The organism is Nesterenkonia muleiensis (assembly GCF_003600155.1).
Lineage (GTDB): Bacteria > Actinomycetota > Actinomycetes > Actinomycetales > Micrococcaceae > Nesterenkonia > Nesterenkonia muleiensis.
On record NZ_QWLD01000007.1, the window covers coordinates 1 to 19,560 of the forward strand.

Consider the following 19,560-nt stretch of genomic DNA (forward strand, 5'->3'; position numbering starts at 1 on the left):
CGACGACGCCCGCACCAGACTCCGCCACCTCTACCCCAAACATTAGCCACGACGCTCTACTAGTGGCCACCAGCGGGTAATTCTGCTGGCCGCCCCTGGGCACTTCTCACTGACACATTGACAAATATCTCAGATCAGCTGTCTGAAGCCACTAACGCGGACTCCAATTCAGCGCGTTGCTGTTCCGTCAGCGGTGTGGGACGGTTTGTGCTGGGGTCCATGAGTACCAGCACACTTTCCACAAACGCGCAGCGTTGGCCTTCTTGAAGCAACTCGTGACACAACCTGAAGGAAGTATTCCCGATGCGGGAAACCCAGACCCGGGCCTGCACATTCTTTCCATAATGGATGGCACGATCGAAAACTATATTCATGGATCGCACCACACGCGGCTGGGAACCATCTGGAGCCGCACCCGACCACGCATTGCTCGCCTGCACCCGGGCCTCTTCAGCCAGAGTCAGCACCTTGGCGTTATTAACATGACCATTGAGGTCCTGATCTGACCAGCGGGTCTGTATAGTGCACTCAAAATAATTCTCGGGGGACTGACTCAAAGATACTAGCTCCTTTACAATCCTGCGTCAGAGCGCAGCCGAGATGGTTTCCATGATGTCTCACTTCATAAATTCTCACAGGTCACCTTACATAGTAAGCGGATTATGGCGGAGATGACGTTATTGACACATCACTCAAGGTTCATCATTTATCACCATGACTCTTAAAACAGGGTCTCGGGGACTGTCTGATTAACGGTGGGAATGGGTTGGCATTGTTCAGTCTTGGGACATCGTGGACGCTTCTGTCTCATAACATCGCCGATGTCAGCTGCGTGTTGTCGTCAATGACCTGATGAACCGCTATCGCGGTCCCACCGGTCTACGACCAGGTGAAGGCATCGATCTTCCAGCAACTCAACAGTTCTGTGCGGGGTAGACGAATTGACGATCGGCTGCCCTGGGCCGCTTACGTGGTTCGGGCTTAGAGGCTACCTTCATTCGAGTAGGTTCGTTCCGCAAACCGACACGACGACAATCTGCGGCCCACGGGTGCTGATAACCCAACAGGCACCTGACATCAGGCGAGTGTCGCAGCTCAGCGGGGGCGGGAGGCAGCGGTTCTGCGCGCCTGATCCGTCAGTGCGTTCAGGCTCAGCGGCGCCGACGACGGCGCGGACAGCTCCGGCAGCTTCTCCGCGAACCTCTGTTCCACCGCCGTGCCGATCAGGAAGTCGGCGACCGCCGGGTTCTTCGGCAGCAGCGCCCCGTGCAGATAGCTGCCCAGCACATTGCGGTACCGGGCGCCTTCGTGCTCGTCCTTCTGGTTGTTGCCCTCACCGGTGGTGACCCGGGCCAGCGGCGTCACCTGGACGCCCAGGTAGGTCTGTCCGGAGTGGTTCTCATAGCCGATGATGCGCCCGAACTCGGAGGACTCAGCGACCACATTGCCGATCAGCCGGCTGTCGGTGCCGTAGGTCTCCGCATCCAGAATCCCGATCCCAGAGATTCTGGAGCCCTCCCGGGTCTCGAAGAAGTGCCCGAACAGCTGGTAGAGCCCACAGATCATCAGCATCGGTATGTCCTGGTCGGCCAGTGTGTGCAGGCGCTGGCCGATGTCCAGAAGATCCTGCTGGATGCGGTCCTGGCCCGAGTCCTGCCCCCCGCCGCCGATCAGAATATCGGGGGCTTCGGGAAACTCGTCGCCCGGGTCATAGGTCAGCATCACCGGATCGTAGCCGTACCACTGCAGGCGGCGCTTGAGGACCAGCGCATTGCCGTAGTCGCCGTAGATGTTCATATCCCGCGGATACAGCTGCAGCACCCGAATCTGCCTGCCGGTGCTCTTCTGGGGTGAAGGCCCCGGCCCCTGCACGCCACGGGGGTGGGTCACATCGGGGACCGAGCGGGGTTCTTCTGCCGCCGGGACTGACTCTGACATTAGTTGAACGCCTCCACTTCGGTGTAGGAGCCCAGGTGCTTGCGCAGGGCGAGCATGGCGGTGTAGGTGCAGAAGATCCGCTTAGGCGTGTCCGGATGCGCGGCCAGGAACTCGTCCAGGGCCACCACCAGCTGGGGCTCCAGCGCGGCGATGCTCACCCCGTCGTAGCTCAGCCGCAGCGCCATGTCATGGGCCCTGACCCCGGAGACCATCGCCACACCCTGCTCGGCCAAGGACTCGAAGCTCACATCCCACAGCCAGCTCATATCCCGGCCGTCGGCGTAGTTGTCGTTGATGGCGATCATGGTGGCCACGCCCTGTGCGGGGAAGCTGGAGAGCCCCAGCCGGAAGCCGGCCGGATTCTTCACCAGCACCAGGTCCACCGGCTGGCCTGCTACGGTCAGCGACTCGCCACGGCCGAACGCCGGGGCGGCCTGGCTCAGTGACATCAGCAGTGCCTCGCGGTCGATCTCCCCGCCGAGCACCTGGCGCACCAGAGCAAGCGCGGCCGCGGCGTTATAGATGTTGTACGCTCCGTTGACTTTCAGCTCGGTGGTGACCTCCTCGGTGCCGATGCGGAAAGTGCCCCGCTGGATGCCGAAATCGGTCAGCACCACATCGGCTGGAGGATCGCCGGGCACCGAGCGTGGCGGGGTCTCCCCGCCCGCGGAGAACCGATTGAGCTGAGCGGAGAGCCGAGCTTGCTCGGGATCTTCCGAGGCGATTGAGGATTGCGTGCCGTCAGGCACGTCACTAGCACTGTGAAGGTCATCGTCGGAGGGAAAATGCTTCCGCAGCGCCGGCGCCAGACCGAAGTAGCGCACTTGCTGCTGGTCCAGGGACTCCGCGATCTTCGCCACCCGGGCATCCTCCCGGTTGAGCACTACGCCGCCGGTGGTGTGCTCGGCGATAATGCGCAGCATCCCGGCGGTGGTGTCGATCTCGCCGAACCGGTCCAGCTGGTCGCGCATCACGTTCAGCAGCAGGCTGTACCGGGGGTTGACCGCCCGCACAAAATGCACCGCATGGGCCTCATCCAGCTCGAGCACGGCTATATCGGCGTCCAGCTTGCCGGTGGGGCTGATCTCACCGAGCAGGGAGGCCACCACACCGCGGGTGAAGTTGGACCCGGACCGGTTGGTGAAGACCTTCAGCCCCTGGCCGCGCAGCAGCTCCACGACCATCTTGGTGGTGGTGGTCTTACCGTTGGTCCCCGACACCACGACGACGCCGCGGGGGAGCTGCGCCAGCACGCCGGCCAGAAAACCGGGGTTGAGACGCTCGACGACAAGCCCGGGGAAGGCGGAGCCGGAGCCGCCGCGCCACTTGGTCAGAGTGCGTGCGGTCCGGCCGATGAGAATGGTGACCGGACGTGGCAGATACGGACGGGTCACCCTCAATGCCTACTCCTCGTCATCGTCGCTGTTGTCCTGGTTCTCATCGTCTTCTTCGTCGTCGGCGTCCTCGTCATCGCCATCTTCGTCACTGCTGTCTTCGTCGTCGTTGTCCTCGTCTTCTTCGTCGCTGTCGTCCTCCTCCTCGTCCTCCTCCTCAGAGTCCGGGAGGTAGCCGGCGACGATCTGGATGACCGCATCATTGGGGATGGTGTCTCCGCCGGAGACCTCTTCACCGTTGACCTCATAGCCGATCAGCTCACCGCTGCTGTCGATGTCTTCAGTCTCGACCCAGCGCGGCTGGGAGGTGAGCTCGAAGCCTTCGGAGACGAGATACTCCTCGCCGAGGTTGCGCCACTGACCGACGTAGTTGTCGATCGCCCCGGGAAGCTCCACCTCACCGGTGGAGATTTCCAGGTTCACGGTGCTGCCGGCATCGACGGTGGTGCCGGACTCCGGATCGGTGCTGATGACCTCGCCGGCGGCGTACTCCTGGTGATTCTCCTCGGTGACCTCCCCGACCTGGAGGCCTGCTTCCTCCAGGATGCCGCGGACAGTGTCCTCCGATTCGCCGATCAGCCCCTCGGGGATTTCGATCTCGCCCGGGCCTTCGGAGATGTAGAGGACCACCTCGGATTCCGGCTCCACCTCAGACCCGGCCTCCGGGTCAGTGCGCACGGCGTGGTCCAGCTCGACCTCACCGTGGGGTTCAGTCACCACCTCAGCGCTCAGCCCCAGATTGGTCAGTTCGGCATGCGCATCCGCCTGCGGCATCTCGGAGACATCCGGAATGACCACCAGCCCGTCCTCGGTCAGCTGGTCATCATCGGGCCCGCCGCCCATCATCTGGGCCAGCAAGAACGTTGCTCCGGCGACCAGCGCCAGGGCAATGAGCACCAGCAGCACATAGAAGCCAGCACGGTTGCGGCGCTGCGGCCGCTGCCCGTACTCCTGGTAGTCCTCATAGTCGGGATCCTCCGGGGTGCGGGCTGACATCGCCGGTGTCCCCGAGACAAGATCGTCGAATCCCGCCGCGCCCACTGCCGCCAACTGTGTGGTGGCCCCCTCATCCACCGGGATGCCCCGCAAGGCGTCTGCCAGGGCGTCGTCGAACTCATCCGCGGTCTGGAACCGCAGTGCGGGGTCCTTGGTCAGTGCCTTGGCCACTACCGACTCCATGGCGGGGGAGACACGGTTGTTGTAGTCCGAGACCACCGGGGGCTGTTCCCGGACATGCTGATACGCCACAGAGACCGGCGAGTCTCCGGTGAAGGGGGGCCGGTTGGTCAGCAGTTCGAATAGGACACAACCTGCTGAGTAGAGGTCACTGCGGTGATCGACCACCTCCCCACGGGCCTGTTCAGGGGAGAGGTACTGGGCGGTGCCGACCACTGCGGAGGTCTGCGTCATGGTCTGTGCAGAGTCGGCCAGGGCCCGCGCAATGCCGAAGTCCATCACCTTCACATCTGAGGCGTTGGAGACCATCACATTGGAGGGCTTGATGTCCCGGTGCACGATTCCGCGCGAGTGCGAGTAGCTCAGTGCCGCCAGCACACCGGACATGTACCCTGCGGCGTCCTGCTCGGTCAGCGGCTGATTCAGGGCAGAGTCGATCTTCTCCTGCAGCGGCTCGGTGACATGGGGCACCACCTGGGTCGCATCCGGATCGGCCACCCCCAGCACATCCCCCTCACCGTGAGTCGTCTCGGCGGTGGTGCCCGAGGTCTCCGGAGGCGCAGGGGGCACATCGCCCTCCTCACTGCCGGCCGGGGTGCCGTGCAGAATATGCCGCAGGGTCACACCATCGACGTACTCCATGACGATGAAGGGAGTCTTGATGTCTCCGCCGTTCTCGGAGACCTCCGCTGAACCGGTGTCATAGACCCCGACAATATTGGGGTGGTTCAGTGAGGCTGAGGACTGCGCCTCACGCTTGAACCGGGTTTGGAACATGGGGTCGCGGGCGAGGTCCGGGCGAAGCATCTTCACCGCGACTTCACGCTCGAGAGAAAGATCGAGACCGCGGTAGACATCGGCCATGCCGCCGCGTCCGATCAGCGCCTCAATCTGATAGCGGCCGTTGAGCACCCGCTTGCTGGTCTCAGTCATGACCCACCAGTCTCATCGTCTCGGTCCTAGTCATCTTCCTCACCTTCGGTCTCGGTGGGGGTTGGCGTGGGCGACGGGGAGGTCGGGGTCTCCGTCGTCTCGGTGGGGGACGGAGACGGCGTGGGCGACGGGGAGGTCGGGGTCTCCGTCGGAGTAGGCGTGGGAGTCGGTGTAGGACTCGGCGAGGGCGGCGGGGACTCCGTGGTCGGCGCTGGAGGTGGTGCCTGCGTGGTGGCAGGAGGGGGAGGCGGCCCGGCCGAAAAGAACAGGGTGACCGTGGTCCCCGGGGGCAGGCTGCCGGCGGGAGTGACCCCGGTGACCACGCCTGCGGCCTGCTGGGAGGCGACCTCCTCGGTCTCCACCTGCAGACCCTGTCCGTCCAGAAGCTCCACCGCCTCGTCCACGGCCAGTCCCAGCAGCTCGTCCTCGTCCACCTCGATCAGATCAGGCTCGGCCGTGGCCGTCTGCGTGGCGTACTGGGTGATGTACTGAGTGGGAACCACTGTGGAGGTTCCTTCGGGGTCGTCATCATTGGCCGCCATCATCGGCAGCACCCAGGCACCGAAGATGGCCAGCAGAACCAACAGCAGCAGTGTGATCACCGGCCAGCGGCGACGCCACCAGGAACCGGTCTCTGAACTTTCATCGCTCTCTGGTTCCTGAGCTGCTGAGCCCGCCGAACTGACAGCCTGCACGTGGTCTGTGGGCGGCATGGCCGCTGAGAAGTCAGTGGGCTGTTCGGGGGTCACCGCCGAAAGAGCCCCTGGCCGGCGGGTCCCCGCGGTCTCTGACTGCGAGGCGGTGGGCAGGATCTGGGTGTCGTCGTCCCCGGCCCCGCCCAGATGGTTCTCAATAGCCGGTACGGCAGCTACGGCGGCCTCGAAGTCACCGCGGAGCAGGGCTTCGGCGGCATCGGCCATCTTCGTGGCATTGGCCGGACGCTGGTCGGTGTCCTTGGCCAACATGGTCATGATCAGGGCACGCACATGGTCCGGCACATGGTCCGGCAGCCGCGGGGGCGGGTCATTGACCTGCTTCAGCGCAATCGCGATCTGTGATTCCCCGGTGAACGGACGCTGCCCGGCCAGGGCCTCGTAGCCGATCACGCCCAGGGCATAGATATCCGAGGAGCCGGTGGCATGCTGACCGGTGGCCTGCTCCGGGGAGAGATACTGGACAGTGCCCATCACCTGCCCGGTGGCGGTCAGTGGCACCTGATCAGCCAGCCGGGCGATGCCGAAATCGGTGATCTTCACCCGGCGGGTGGGAGTGATCAGCAGGTTGCCGGGCTTGACGTCCCGGTGCACCAGTCCTTGGTCGTGGGCGACCTGGAGGGCGCGGCCGGTCTGGGCCAGGATGGAGAGAACCTTCTCCCACGGGAGCGTCTTGTCCTTTTCCAGGATCACGCTCAGCGGACGGCCCGGCACCAGCTCCATGACCAGATAGCCGGATCCGGCCTGCTCGCCATAGTCGTAGATGTCGGCGATGCCCGGGTGCTTCAGCAGGGCGGTGTGCCGGGCTTCTGCACGGAACCGGCGGAGGAAGGCCTCGTCGCCGGTGTACTCCTCTTTGAGGATTTTGATCGCGACAGTGCGGCCGAGGACCTGGTCATCGGCCTTCCACACCTCGCCCATCCCACCGATGGCGATACGCTCGGTGAGCTTATAGCGGTCGCCCATGGTGAGCCCGACTGCGGGCCTCATTCTTCAATCACCGCTTCCAGCATAGTGAGCATCTGGGAACCAGCGAGGTCATTGCCTGTTCCCATGTCGATGCCCTCGTAGACCACGGTGACCGCATACTGCGGATCCTCGGCCGGAGCGAATCCGGTGATCCAGGTGTTGTAGGTTTCAGGTCCGGTTTCGGTGGCGTCCCCGCGCTGGGCGGTGCCGGTCTTGGCTGCGACCTGGAACCGATTCGAATCGGCGCGCCAGGCGGTCCCCTCCTCGACGGTAGCGACCATCATCTCGGTGAGGTCCGCGGCGGTGGAGGAGTCCATGACCTCATTGAACACCTCGGGGTCCGGTGAGGAGAGGATCTGCAGGTCCGAGCCGCGGATAGTGTCCACCAGCTGCGGCTGCATCATAGTGCCGCCGTTGCCGATCGCGGCAGCGGCCATGTTCATCTGCAGCGGGGTGGCGGTCACACTGGCCTGACCGATGGAGGCGTAGGCCAGCTCGGCGTCAGACTCCACGGCCGGGAATTGGGAAGGGTTGACGTAGAGCGGAATATTGAAGCTCTGGTTCCAGCCGTAGGCCTCGGCAGACTCCAGGAGGGCATCTTCCCCCATCTCCATGGCAGCCTCGGCGAAAGGGGTGTTGCAGGACTGAGCGAAGATCCAGGTCAGCTCCGCCTCTGCACGTTGGCTGCAGCCGCCGTCGGCGAAGTTCGGCAGGATGCGCTCGGTCTGCGGGAGGTCGAGTTCATTGGGGTTCTCCAGCTCGGTGTCGAGTTCGTAGTCTCCTGATTCGAGCATGGCCAGGCCAGTGATCAGTTTGAAGGAGGAGCCGGGGAAGATCGGTCTGTTGACTGCATCGTTGTAGTACAGGTGCATACCCTCCTGGTTCTCCAGGTTCTCCAGGTTCTCTGCGAACTGAGTGCCGGAGTGCACCGCCAGGTCATTGGTGTTGTAGCTGGGCTCGGAGACCATCGCCTTGATCTCACCGTTCCTGAGGTCAGAGACGATAATGGTCCCGCGCTGACCCTCTGGAATGAGCTCGTAGGCCTGCTGCTGCAGCGCGGGGTCAAGGGTGAGCTCCACCTGGGCGCCCATCAGCGTCTCGCCGGTGAACAGAGCAGTGACGCGGTCGAAGAACTGGGAGTCCGACTGCCCTGAGAGGTAGTCATTGAGTGCGCTCTCAATGCCCTGCTGGGCGCCCCTGGCCTCACTTACGGCGAAGAAACCGGTGATGGAGCTGTACAGCTCAGGGTCGTGGTAGACCCGCTGGTAGTCGTACTGGCTGTTTTCGCTGGGCACCGACTCGGCGATCGGGGCGCCGTCGACGGTGATGGGCCCGCGCGGAGCTCCCGCGTCGGCGATGATCTGGCGTGAATTACGCCCATCGGAGTTTAGGTTATCGGTGAAGACCACCTGGATCAGCGACAGCGCCACGAACAGGGACAGGAACATGACCACCGAGACGACCCAGGTGTGGCGGATGGCTCTATTCATGCACGCTCACCGTCCCCAGGTGCCGGGACCGGGTGCTGCTGCCGGACGGCGTCGTTCTGGACCGGGTGCTGCTGACCGGTCTCTCGGCCCCGCAGCGGATCCTCAGTCCCGGAGGCGCCTTCGCCGGTGGTGTTGAGCATGGGGCCGACCACAATGGGGCGCCGTGCGGCATGGCTGATCAGCAGCACCAGTGCGACAATCAGCCAGTTGGCCAGCAGCGCTGAGCCCCCGGCCGCCAGGAACGGGCTGACCAGGCCAGACATGGGGATCACCCGGGTGATACCGCCGACGACCACGAACACCTGCAGCACCAGCACCACAGCCAGGCCGACGGCCAGCAGCTTGCCGAAGTGGTCCCGGGTGCCCAGTCCGGCGCGCATATAGCGGGAGAACAGGATCAGGTACAGCACCAGCATCGCCGAGAGGCCCAAGAATCCGAGCTCCTCGCCGAAGGCCACGATGATCATGTCCGAGTTGGCCAGGGCCACGATCTGTGGTGAGCCGGAGCCCAGTCCGGTGCCGGTGAGTCCCCCGTGGGCCAGCCCGAACAGTCCCTGCACCAGCTGGTGGGATCCCAGGTCCTGATCGTACATCTGCTGGTCGAAGGCGTTGAGCCAGATGGCGAAGCGGTTCCGTGCGTGCCAGACGAACTGGTAGGCCAGCACCGCTCCGGCGGCCACGAAGACCCCGCCGATCACGATCCAGGAGATGCGGGAGGTGGCCACATAGATCACCGCGACGAACAGCCCGAAGAACATCAGCGCGTTGCCGAGGTCGTTCTGCACCACCAGCACGCCCATGGCGATCAGCCAGGCCAGGAACAGCGGCCCCAGATCCTGCACCCGCGGCAGGGTCATCGGCCCGATCTTCTTTCCGGCCAACAGGATGAGATCACGGTTGTTGGCCAGGAACCCGGCGAAGAAGATCCCTAAGGTGATCTTGGCCAGCTCGCCGGGCTGAAAGCTCATCGGCCCGATGCTGATCCACACCTGGGCGCCGGCGATGTCCTGGCCCAGTCCCGGAACGATCGGCAGGAACAGCAGCACCACGCTGGCCGCCAAGGAGATGTAGGTCAGCTGCCGCAGTCTCCGGTGATCCTTGAGCAGCGCCAGCAGCGCCATGGCGGCCACCATGGAAACAGCGGTCCACATCAGCTGCCGGTCTGCCACGCCCTCGTACTGGCCGGTGAAGTCCAACCGGTGGATCATGGCAATGCCCAGGCCGTTGAGGGTCACCACGATCGGCAGGATGAACGGGTCGGCGTACTTGGCGCGCAGGCGCAGCACAATATGAAAGGTCAGGGCGAGAGCGGCCTGGACCCCGCCTTCGATCCAGTAGCGCTGGTCAATGGCGTCCTCGAGGTTCAGGCCCACCAGCACCTGGGCGCCGATGCCGATCGTCAGAGCGATCACCAGCAGGACAAGCTCAATGTTGCGCCGCGGCCGGGGATGAGTCTCATGCTGTGCAGGCATCAGTTTCCGCCTCCTATGCCCCGTTCCAGGTTCTCCACGATCTGCTCGGCGTGGGCCCGGTCCTCTGCGAAGATCCCGGATTCCACCCGGTTGCGGTCATAGCGGGGAAGCTCGTCGGTGCTGATACCGGTGTGCTCGTCGACCTCAGAGAGCGTAATCGGACCCAGGGACTGGGAGACCCCGGTGAAGATCGCCACCTCTCCGTCGTCGCTGCCCACGTAGTACTGGGTCTGGGTCCACACGTAGCCCAGGAAGGTCACCACCGCGATCAGCACCGCCAACAGTGCCACGAAAGTGGGCAGGAACCACGCACGACGACGCCGCCTGGGCAGAATCGTCTCCAGTTCCTCCTCATCGAGCTCGTATTCGTCGTCGGACTCCTCTGAGCTGGGTGCTTCCTCGGTGTGTTCCGGAGTCTGGGCGGCGTCGTTCTTCTCGGGGCTTGGCGGTTGGCCCTCCGGGCGGGGTTCGCCGAGCATTTCGGAGTAGGTGTGGCGCACCGGTTTGAGCGGCTGGCCGGTCAGCAGGGCGGCCATGGGGTGTTCGTCCACATTGCGCGGAACCACTGGGATGGTGCCGGTCTCGGCAGCAGCTACGGCGGCGCCGACCAGCTTGTGCGGGCGGACCCCGAGCGTGCGCTCCACCATGGCCGCCGAGAGCGGGGAGAGTTCACCCTCCTCCGGGGAGAGACCCTCCAGGGCGTCCCGGTTGACCACCGGGATGACGTCGAGCTCCATGGTGTGTTTGGAGTGATCGCCGCCGTGGACGAAGTCAGCGGTAGAAGCGGCGGCGACGGCCTGTTCGCTCAGCGGAACGGTGTCGGAGCCGGCCAGGTGCTCCTCCTCGGCCTGCACCACATCCAGGGCGATGACGGTGACGTTATCTGGGGCCCCGCCCTCCAGGGTCAGGTCCACCAGCTCGTCGACGATCTTCTCCAAGGCCTCACCGCTGCGCAGCTTCTGCTCGATCAGCCGGTCCGAGACCACGGCGTTGAGCCCGTCGGAGCACAACAGCCAGCGCTCTCCTGACTCCAGGGGGAAGCTGGTGATGTCTAGCTCGGGGGAGGCGTCCACATCGCCGAGCACCCGCATCAGCACGTTCTTGTGCGGGTGATACTCGGCGGCCTCAGGATCCAGCCGCCCCTCGTCGACCAAGCGTTGGACGAAGGTGTGGTCGTGGCTGACCTGGCGGAACCTGCCCTTTTTGAGACGGTAGGCCCGGGAATCCCCGATATGGGCGAACTGCAGCTTCTGCTCGGTGATCAGCACAGCGGTGATGGTGGTGCCCATGCCGGCGAGCTTGGGGTTGGTCTTGACCAGCTTGTTGAGGAACGCGTTGGCGGTCTGGATCTCATCGGGCAGCACGGTGTCCGGTTCGGCGAATCCGCGGGTGTCCAGGTGGGCCAGGTCCAGCACAGTGGAGGCCGAAGCCACATCGCCGCCGGCGTGGCCGCCCATCCCGTCGGCGACAACGGCGAAGTAGCGCCCGGCATATCCGGAGTCGTCGTTCTTGGAACGGACCACACCGTCTTCTGAGCGCGCGGCGAAGCGGAAGACCAGGCTCATAATGGATTCAGGTCCTCAGTTCCAGGACGGTCTTACCGATGCGGATGCGGTCTCCGGGCTCAGCGGTAGAGGCACGGGTCAGCTGCTCATCACCGAGCCAGGTGCCGTTGGTGGAGCCCAGGTCCTCCAGGAACCAGCGCGAGCCCTGGGGGAAGAGCCTGGCGTGCTTGCCGGAGGCGTAGTCGTCATCGAGCACCACTGTGCACTCCTGTGCGCGGCCGAGCATGATCGGTGTTGAACCGAGTTCGATCTCCGTGCCCACCAGGGGGCCCTCAGAGATCACCAGCCGTTTGGGGCGCGGGCGCTGCGTCTGGCCGGAGTGGTGGACCGCAGCTGGAGTGCTGCTCGGTGCGGCGGCGGTGTCCGTCGAACCGCTGCTGTGCTGAGTTCGGGTGCGGGAACGCTTGGAGACCATCATGTCGCGGCCCTGGGCGGCGATGATGGAGAGGATGAGTATCCAGAGCAGCAGCAGCAGTCCGAACTGCAGCACGGTGATGGCGAGTTCGCTCATGATCAGCTCAGTCTAAAGTGCATCCGCGCATTGCCCAGGGTGATCACTGCGCCGTCGTAGAGTTCGGTCTCTGCGCTGCGCAGCTCCTGACCGTCCACGTAGGAACCATTGGTGGAGCCCAGATCCCGGGCGATCCAGCGTGATCCTGCCTGGGTGACCTCCAGATGTTTGCGGGAGACGCCGGTGTCGGAGATGGTGATGTCTGCGGTGGAGGATCGGCCGATTACCGTGCGGTGCTCTTCCAAAGCATAGGTCCGGCCGTCGTGTTTCAAGGTTCCGGCGGGACGGTGCGGGGCCGGTGCATTGCGGCGGGCTCGCTGGGGCAGCGCGGCGGTCGCGGCCGGCGGTGCATGAGCCGGTCGGGGTACTGAGGCATGAGGCTTGGGCGCCGCGGGGTCCAGGTCACGGTCATTCTGACCTTCAATGCTCATCTGACCGCGCCGCAGCTCGGTGTTCTTCACAAACGTGGCCTTGACCGGACCTAGGAGGGTATAGCCCTGGGAGTCTGCGTGCCGGACGATCTCTCCGCAGAGTTCCTCGGCTAAGGCGGTGCCGTACTTCTTGGCTTCGGTGAAGTCATCTTCCGAGAGCCGAATCTTGTAGAGATTGGGCACCAAGGCTGCACCATTGGCAGCGGTGGAGGACTCACGGTCCATATGGCGGCGTACTGCTGTGGCGATCTCCACGGGACCGACACTCCCTCCGCGTCCGGAGAAGGCACCTCGGACGGCTTTCTCAATGCCGCGTTCTAGCGTGTCGAGAAGTCCCACTGGCACCTCCTTCACAGGTTGTGGTCTAAGGTGCATCCGCTGATGTCTCCGGCGGGTGCACTGTGGGCAGTCTTGCGGAAGAGTCTACTGTCCCACTGTTGGAACATGTCAGCAAACCTTCGGCCACCGGATGAAATAGCATACTGATGCGCATTTTCTGTGATGTATGCCATCTCTTAGCGCACATGCCCACCGCCGCTGGCTGCCAACCCTAAATCCCCGTGCCAACCTGAATTCCTGTTGGCTGCGGAGATTTCAGTTGGCAGGTGCGAGCTGTCGGTGAGGAACCCGGGGCACTCCGGCTGCATGCAGAATCTCGGCGAGCTTGCCTGGATCGCGGAGATGACGCATTTCCCAGCGCCGCACCTTGTACCCGAGGTGCTCGAGCGCATTCTGGCGCCGCTTCTCCCTGATGCGTTCGGCATCCGGATCCTCGGTGTAGCCGCCGGCTCTGTATTTGGCGAGACCATCGGCCTCTCCGATGATGCCCTCGTCCTCCCAGAGAAAATCCACCCGGGCCAAGCTACCGTCGGGAAGAACAATCTCGCGCTGCAATGAGGGGGCGGCGAAGCCGAGCTGGTGGATGACAGCGCGGGACCAGGACTCCAGTGCCGATTCGGACCGGGCATCAGCGAACTCCCAAGCGCCCAGGAATGCCCGTTCGGCAGCTCCTGTTCTGAGAAGGTCCCAGTGTGGGACCAGCTGATCGACATCCATGCTTTGCCGTTTGACCGCATCCAGAACAGTCACCGCCTCAGGCCAAGACATGGCTGGCACTGCGGTCAACAGGGCAATCTCGAGTGGATCTACGCGATAGCCGGGCGGGGGATCGGCGGCCCTGCCCAGCGGCCCTGCCGCCACATGCTCCCAGGCAATCCGCTGTTGTCCCGATCTGATGCGTTGTCGCAGCTGCTGCCGGGATATCCCCCGGGGCAGGGGAGCCTCAATGCGCTTGAGCGGAAGGGGCCTCAGCCTCCAGAGTTCCCGCTGCGGATCCTGTGGAGACAGCACACGTCGGATCATGGCACTGACCGTCTGCTGATCTGCGTTTCCCGTGAGGGCTCGCACTGGGGATCTGCCGTTGCGCCCGTAGCCGTGTGCCCGAATCTGCACAGCCTCAGGGGTGTGAAGCAGCGGTATTCCGCGCAGTGCCAACGATGTCTCGCGAGCGAAGATCCGTGACTCGTCTTGGGCGGCGGCAGCGGCCGCCACGAGCAGAAACTGCTTCCAGCGCGGGGCTCTGAGCCATGTCTCAGGCCGAATTCCGATGCCCGGTCTCAGGCGCAGCATCTGGCCTCTCTCCACCGCCGTAGAGAGTCTCTTGGAGCGTTGGCGGTTCTCGCCGCCGTTCACCATGGGGAGGAGGAGTCCATCGTCTGGTTCCATGACACCAATATGCATGACATGAGATGAAATGTGACCAAGCAGATTGAATCTGTGGATAAGTTTCCCGGACAGATCCAGGAGAGAGGCATGCCAGATGCCGCTGTGCCAACCAAAATCTCCTCCAGCCAACGCCGATTCCCGTTGGTATAGGGATTTCCGGTTGGCAGGCGGAGAGGTGCGGGGTTCAGCGGCGCATGTGGGGAGGGGCGCAGTAGGGGGCTTGGGGTGCCTCGGGGCTGCGTCCTGGGCGTCAAGCCCTTGCCCGCGCGGCCCCATAGTGTTACTCTCGTCACATCATGAGAGCGCTCTCACAGCTTGCTGAGGGACCGGCCAGCGGGGCCTGACGCTCGTATCTGATCACTCAAGGAGGCGCTGTGCGCATCACAGATTCCAACCACACCTGGCGGGGACGCCGTCTTTCTGCGGCGGTGGCGGTCACAGCGGCCGCAGCCCTGACGCTCTCAGCCTGCGGCGGCGACGCCGAAGGCGAGACCAACGGATCCGACAACGGTGAGCAGATTACCCTCACCGTCTCCACCTTCAACGAGTTCGGCTACGAAGAACTCTTCGACGAGTACGAGGAGCTCCACGACCACATCACCATCGAGCACAACAAGGCAGACACCGCCGAGAACGCCCGCGATGCCCTGCGCAACAGCCTCGGTGCCAACTCCGGGGCAAGCGACATCGAGGCGGTGGAGGTCGACTGGCTGGTGGAGTTCATGCAGTACTCCGACCGGTTCGAAGACCTCACGGACCCCGAGCTGGAGGACCGCTGGCTGGACTGGAAGTACGACGACGCCGTGGATGAGGAAGGGCGGCTGATCGGTTACGGCACAGACGTCGGACCCCAGGCCATCTGCTACCGGGCGGATCTCCTTGAGGAGGCCGGGCTGCCCAGTGATCGCGAGGAGGTCGCAGACCTGCTCGACGGGGACTGGGACAACTACTTCAGTGTGGGGCAGGACTTCGTCTCCGGCTCAGACTCCGCCTGGTACTCCGGTTCGGACAATGTCTGGCAGGGCATGATCAACCAGGTCGAGGTGCCCTTCGAGACTGAGGACGGGGAGATCATCGCCGACACCAATTCCGAGGTGAAGGACCTCTACGATCAGCTGCTCACCGCCAGCGTGGACCAGGAGCTCTCCGCGGGCCTGTCCCAATGGTCCGGAGACTGGAACGACGCCTTCCAGCGCGACGGCTTCGCCACCATGCTCTGCCCTGGATGGATGCTCGGGGTGATCGAAGGCAACGCCTCCGGCGTCGAGGGGTGGGACGTCGCCGACGTCTTCCCCGGCGGCGGCGGCAACTGGGGTGGCTCGTACTTGACCGTGCCGACCCAGGGCGAGAATGTCGAGGCCGCTCAAGAACTGGCAGCCTGGCTCACCGAGCCGGAGCAGCAGGTCAAGGCCTTCGAAGCCATCGGGGCCTTCCCCTCAACGGTCGATGCGCTGGAGTCGGAGGAGATCCAGTCGGCCACCGACGAATTCTTCAACGACGCCCCGGTCGGCGAGATCCTGGCCAACCGCGCCGAGGACATCGAGGTTCAGCCGCTGAAGGGCCCGAACTACCTGCTGATCAACGTCGCCATCCAGGATGCGCTCAACCGCGTGGACGTCGATGGAATCGACGATCCGGACTCCTCCTGGGAGAAGTTCGTCGATGACGTGGAGGCCATGCGATAGCCCATGGCCGTCACCTCTGAGAGCAGGAGGACGACGACGCCCACAGGCACCAGGACACCGAGCGCCGGCTCCGGGGAGCCCCGCAAGCACGCAGCAGCGGGGACTCTCCGGCATCGGCTCTCGACCTGGGACCGCAAGTACTCGCCGTACCTCTACATCAGCCCGTTCTTCATCCTGTTTGCCATTGTCGGCCTCTTCCCACTGGTCTACACCGCATGGGTCGCAGCCCACGACTGGGACCTCATCATGGGCCAGGGCGAATACGTCGGCCTGGCCAACTTCATCCACGTACTGGAGCAGCGGGCGTTCTGGGTCGCTCTGCGGAACACCCTGAGCATCTTCATCCTCTCCACCGGTCCCCAGGTGGTCGCAGCGATCATCATCGCCTATATGCTCGACACCCATCTGCGTGCCAAGACCTTCTGGCGCATGGGGGTGCTGCTGCCCTATGTGGTCACCCCGGTGGCGGTCGCGCTGATCTTCTCCAACCTGTTCTCCCAGCGCTTCGGGCTGGTGAACTCACTGCTAGAGGCGATCAACATCGATCCGATCGGCTGGCAGTCCGGGGCGCTGCCCAGTCACGTGGCCATCGCCACGATGGTGAACTTCCGCTGGACCGGCTACAACGCGCTGATCTTCTTAGCCGCCATGCAGGCCATCCCGCGCGATCTCTACGAACAAGCCGCCATCGACGGCGCCGGGAAGGTCCGTCAGTTCCTCTCAGTGACCGTGCCGATGCTGCGCCCTACCATCATCTTCGTGGTGATCACCTCCACCATCGGCGGTCTGCAGATCTTCGACGAGCCGCGCATGTACGACCAGTATGGCCGTGGCGGCACCGATGGTCAGTGGCGGACCATGACCCTCTACCTCTACGAGCTGGGCTGGACCCGTTCCGACTTCGGGCTGGCCTCCGCCGTCGCGGTCCTGCTGTTCCTGCTGATCGTGGCGATCGGCATCATCAACTTCACCATCACCCGCCGGATCGCCGATGGCGAGGGCGGAAAGACCAAGACGACGCCGCGGCGTCGCCTGTTCAGAGGAGGTGCTCGATGACCGCTCCGGCACCTTTGGCCCCGGTGGACCCTGAAGCCGGCAGCGCAGCTGAGGCAGTGGGCACAGCGGGAAGCCGGCGCCGTCGTGACCGGTCTGGCCGCTCCCTGCGCAGACCAGGATGGGTGGTGTACGGGTGTCTGGCGGCGGTGGTGCTTGGCGGTATGTTCCCGCTGTGGTGGAGCTTTCTGATCGGCTCCCACCACGCCACGATCCTGTCCGAGACCACCTTCCCCTGGTGGCCGGGCGGGAACTTCCTGTCCAATGCGGCCACGGTGATGGACACCGTCCCGTTCTGGCGGGCGACCGTGAACTCGATCATCGTCTCGACCACCACGGCGTTCTCCGTGGTGATCTTTTCCACCCTGGCCGGGTACGCCTTCGCCAAGCTGCGGTTCAGAGGGTCGGGCCCGCTGCTGGTGTTCGTGATCGCCACCATGGCGGTGCCGACCCAGCTCGGCGTGGTTCCGCTCTACCAGGTGATGGCCCGGCTGGGCTGGACCGGGGAGCTGACCGCGGTGATCGTCCCGGCTCTGGTGACCGCCTTCGGGGTGTTCTGGATGACCCAGTATCTGCGCCAGGCGATTCCCGAGGAGCTGATCGAGGCCGCCACGGTGGACGGCTGTTCGATGATTCGCACGTTCTACCATGTGTGCCTTCCGGCCGCCCGGCCCGCCGCAGCCATGCTGTTTTTGTTCACGTTCGTGATGAACTGGACCAACTTCTTCTGGCCGTTCATTGTGCTCGGTCCGCAGAACCCCACCCTGCCGGTGGCCCTTCAGCAACTGCAGGCCGCTCATTTCGTGGACTACTCGCTGGTGCTCACCGGTGCCTCCCTGGCCACGGTGCCGCTGCTGATCCTCTTCATCTTCGCGGGCCGTCAGCTCGTGTCCGGAATTATGCAAGGAGCCGTCAAAGCATGACCATTCTCACCTCAGCCGAGGCTGTCACCTCTCACGCAGCTGTCACCTTCCCGCCGTCCTTCTTGTGGGGCTCGGCGACCGCCGCTTATCAGGTCGAGGGCGCCCACGACGCCGACGGCCGGGCTCCCAGCGTCTGGGACACCTTCTCGAAGACCCCCGGGAAGGTGTTCTCAGGGGATACCGGGGATGTGGCCTGCGACCACTATCACCGGTACCGGGAGGATGTCGCACTGATGAAGTCCTTGCATCTGAAGGTGTACCGCTTCTCGGTCTCTTGGTCGCGGGTGATGCCTGACGGTGTGCGGGTGAACCGGGCCGGGCTGGACTTCTACATCAATCTGGTCGATGAGCTGCTGGCGGCTGGCATCGTTCCTTGGCTGACGCAGTATCACTGGGACCTGCCCCAGGTCCTGGAGGATGCGGGTGGCTGGGCGAACCGGGCGACTGCCTATGCGTTCGAGAAGTACACCCGGGTGCTCTATGGAGCCCTGGGGGAGAAGGTCCGGCACTGGACCACGCTGAATGAGCCGTGGTGTGCGGCGTTCCTGGGCTATGGCAACGGGCATCACGCCCCGGGGCGGACCTCGCCGGAGGATGCGATCGCGGCGGCTCATCACCTCATGCTCGCCCACGGGCTGGCGGTGCGCACCCTGCGTGAGCGTGATCCTCAGCTGGAGCTGGGGCTGACCCTGAACTTCACCGACTACCGGCCGGCTGATCCGGCCAAGCCCGGGGACCTCGATGCGGTACGCCGACTCGACGGCGCCTTCAACCGGTTCTTCGCCGATGCCGTCTTCACCGGCGCCTACCCGGTGGATGTGGTGGAGGATCAGGCCGGGTACTGGCGCCCGGGCCTCGTGCAGCCCGGTGATCTGGAGCTGATCTCTGCGCCGATCGATGTGCTCGGGGTCAATTTCTATACCGGGGAGCTGCTGTCCGGCGTGGACCCGCAGGATGCTTCGGCGGCAGCCGCGCGGGCGCGCGCAGAGGGGCCGCCCAGTCCGAATGTCGGTTCCGAGCATGTTACCTCGGTGCCCCGGGGGCTGCCGGTGACCGCCATGGGCTGGGAGGTCTACCCGCAGGCGCTGCGTGATCTGCTGGTCAGGCTGCAGGCGGAGTACACAGGAGCCGCCGGTGTCGCTCTGTATGTGACGGAGAACGGGGCGGCCTATGACGACGCCGTGGCAGCCGATGGCACTGTCGATGACCCCGATCGGCGCGACTACATCCGCCGCCACCTGTTGGCGGTGCACGAGGCCATGGCGTCCGGGGCGGATGTGCGTGGGTATTTCGTGTGGTCGCTGCTGGACAACTTCGAGTGGGCCTTTGGTTACGACAAGCGCTTCGGCATCGTGCACGTGGACTATGACACGCTGGAGCGCACCCCGAAGGCCAGTGCTCAGTGGTACTCGGAGGTGGCCAGGACCGGCGTGGTGGAGTGAGTTTCCGGGCTGCTGTGATGACGAACGCGGGTGTATCAGCAGCCGTCTTCAGGCGTGATGGTCAGCGTATGCTGACTGAGAGCTGAGGCGGCTTTGCCGCCCGGTGGGACCAGCTTCAGGTGTGATGGCCGGCGTCAGCC

15 protein-coding genes are annotated in these 19,560 nt (G+C 64.3%); 4 read left to right on the forward strand and 11 right to left on the reverse strand.

Going from position 1 to position 19,560, the window contains the following annotated elements; genetic code table 11:
* Positions 1–134 precede the first annotated feature (134 nt).
* The 11 genes from DVO78_RS02820 to DVO78_RS02870 form a co-directional block, all read right to left on the reverse strand.
* The gene (locus DVO78_RS02820) at positions 135–557 is read right to left on the reverse strand and encodes an acyl-CoA thioesterase (protein ID WP_120003305.1); all 423 of its coding nucleotides are present in this window, start codon (positions 555–557) and stop codon (positions 135–137) included.
* A gap of 538 nt (positions 558–1,095) precedes the next feature.
* A complete protein-coding gene (locus DVO78_RS02825) occupies positions 1,096–1,797 on the reverse strand; it encodes a type 1 glutamine amidotransferase (RefSeq protein WP_238385115.1) in 702 nt (233 codons plus the stop codon).
* 140 nt (positions 1,798–1,937) lie between these two features.
* Positions 1,938–3,332, reverse strand: coding sequence for a Mur ligase family protein (locus DVO78_RS02830; protein WP_238385112.1), 1,395 nt, complete (start codon positions 3,330–3,332; stop codon positions 1,938–1,940).
* Between the two features lie 9 nt (positions 3,333–3,341).
* Positions 3,342–5,441 (reverse strand): protein kinase domain-containing protein, encoded by a 2,100-nt coding sequence (locus tag DVO78_RS02835; protein WP_120003308.1) that lies wholly within the window; start codon positions 5,439–5,441, stop codon positions 3,342–3,344.
* 26 nt (positions 5,442–5,467) lie between these two features.
* Positions 5,468–7,144 carry a protein kinase domain-containing protein gene (locus tag DVO78_RS02840; RefSeq protein WP_120003309.1) on the reverse strand — a complete coding sequence of 559 codons (1,677 nt, stop codon included), beginning with the start codon at positions 7,142–7,144 and terminating at the stop codon, positions 5,468–5,470.
* Positions 7,141–8,613 (reverse strand): penicillin-binding transpeptidase domain-containing protein, encoded by a 1,473-nt coding sequence (locus DVO78_RS02845; RefSeq protein ID WP_120003310.1) that lies wholly within the window; start codon positions 8,611–8,613, stop codon positions 7,141–7,143. The genes DVO78_RS02840 and DVO78_RS02845 overlap by 4 nt, the downstream gene beginning before the upstream one ends.
* The gene (locus tag DVO78_RS02850) at positions 8,610–10,085 is read right to left on the reverse strand and encodes an FtsW/RodA/SpoVE family cell cycle protein (RefSeq protein WP_120003311.1); all 1,476 of its coding nucleotides are present in this window, start codon (positions 10,083–10,085) and stop codon (positions 8,610–8,612) included. Before DVO78_RS02850 ends, DVO78_RS02845 begins: the two co-directional genes overlap by 4 nt.
* Positions 10,085–11,650, reverse strand: coding sequence for a PP2C family protein-serine/threonine phosphatase (locus DVO78_RS02855; RefSeq protein ID WP_120003312.1), 1,566 nt, complete (start codon positions 11,648–11,650; stop codon positions 10,085–10,087). The genes DVO78_RS02850 and DVO78_RS02855 overlap by 1 nt, the downstream gene beginning before the upstream one ends.
* 7 nt (positions 11,651–11,657) lie before the next feature.
* Entirely contained in the window at positions 11,658–12,161 is a 504-nt protein-coding gene (locus tag DVO78_RS02860; RefSeq protein ID WP_120003313.1) for an FHA domain-containing protein FhaB/FipA, read from the reverse strand.
* A gap of 2 nt (positions 12,162–12,163) precedes the next feature.
* The gene (locus DVO78_RS02865; RefSeq protein ID WP_238385113.1) at positions 12,164–12,946 is read right to left on the reverse strand and encodes an FhaA domain-containing protein; all 783 of its coding nucleotides are present in this window, start codon (positions 12,944–12,946) and stop codon (positions 12,164–12,166) included.
* 240 nt (positions 12,947–13,186) lie between these two features.
* On the reverse strand, positions 13,187–14,317 hold the full coding sequence (locus DVO78_RS02870) for a hypothetical protein (protein ID WP_157983825.1): 1,131 nt from the start codon (positions 14,315–14,317) through the stop codon (positions 13,187–13,189).
* Positions 14,318–14,691: 374 nt separating this feature from the next.
* Between DVO78_RS02870 and DVO78_RS02875 the strand changes: the two genes are divergently transcribed.
* Genes DVO78_RS02875 through DVO78_RS02890 form a run of 4 tightly spaced genes read left to right on the forward strand, consistent with a single transcriptional unit; the run spans position 14,692 to position 19,420 of the window.
* Positions 14,692–16,002 (forward strand): ABC transporter substrate-binding protein, encoded by a 1,311-nt coding sequence (locus DVO78_RS02875; RefSeq protein WP_238385114.1) that lies wholly within the window; start codon positions 14,692–14,694, stop codon positions 16,000–16,002.
* A 3-nt stretch (positions 16,003–16,005) separates the two neighbouring features.
* Positions 16,006–17,058: a carbohydrate ABC transporter permease gene (locus tag DVO78_RS02880; RefSeq protein ID WP_120003316.1), complete on the forward strand. Its 1,053-nt coding sequence runs from the start codon at positions 16,006–16,008 to the stop codon at positions 17,056–17,058.
* A complete protein-coding gene (locus DVO78_RS02885) occupies positions 17,055–17,978 on the forward strand; it encodes a carbohydrate ABC transporter permease (protein WP_120003317.1) in 924 nt (307 codons plus the stop codon). Before DVO78_RS02880 ends, DVO78_RS02885 begins: the two co-directional genes overlap by 4 nt.
* Positions 17,975–19,420, forward strand: coding sequence for a GH1 family beta-glucosidase (locus DVO78_RS02890; protein WP_120003318.1), 1,446 nt, complete (start codon positions 17,975–17,977; stop codon positions 19,418–19,420). The genes DVO78_RS02885 and DVO78_RS02890 overlap by 4 nt, the downstream gene beginning before the upstream one ends.
* Positions 19,421–19,560: the final 140 nt, after the last annotated feature.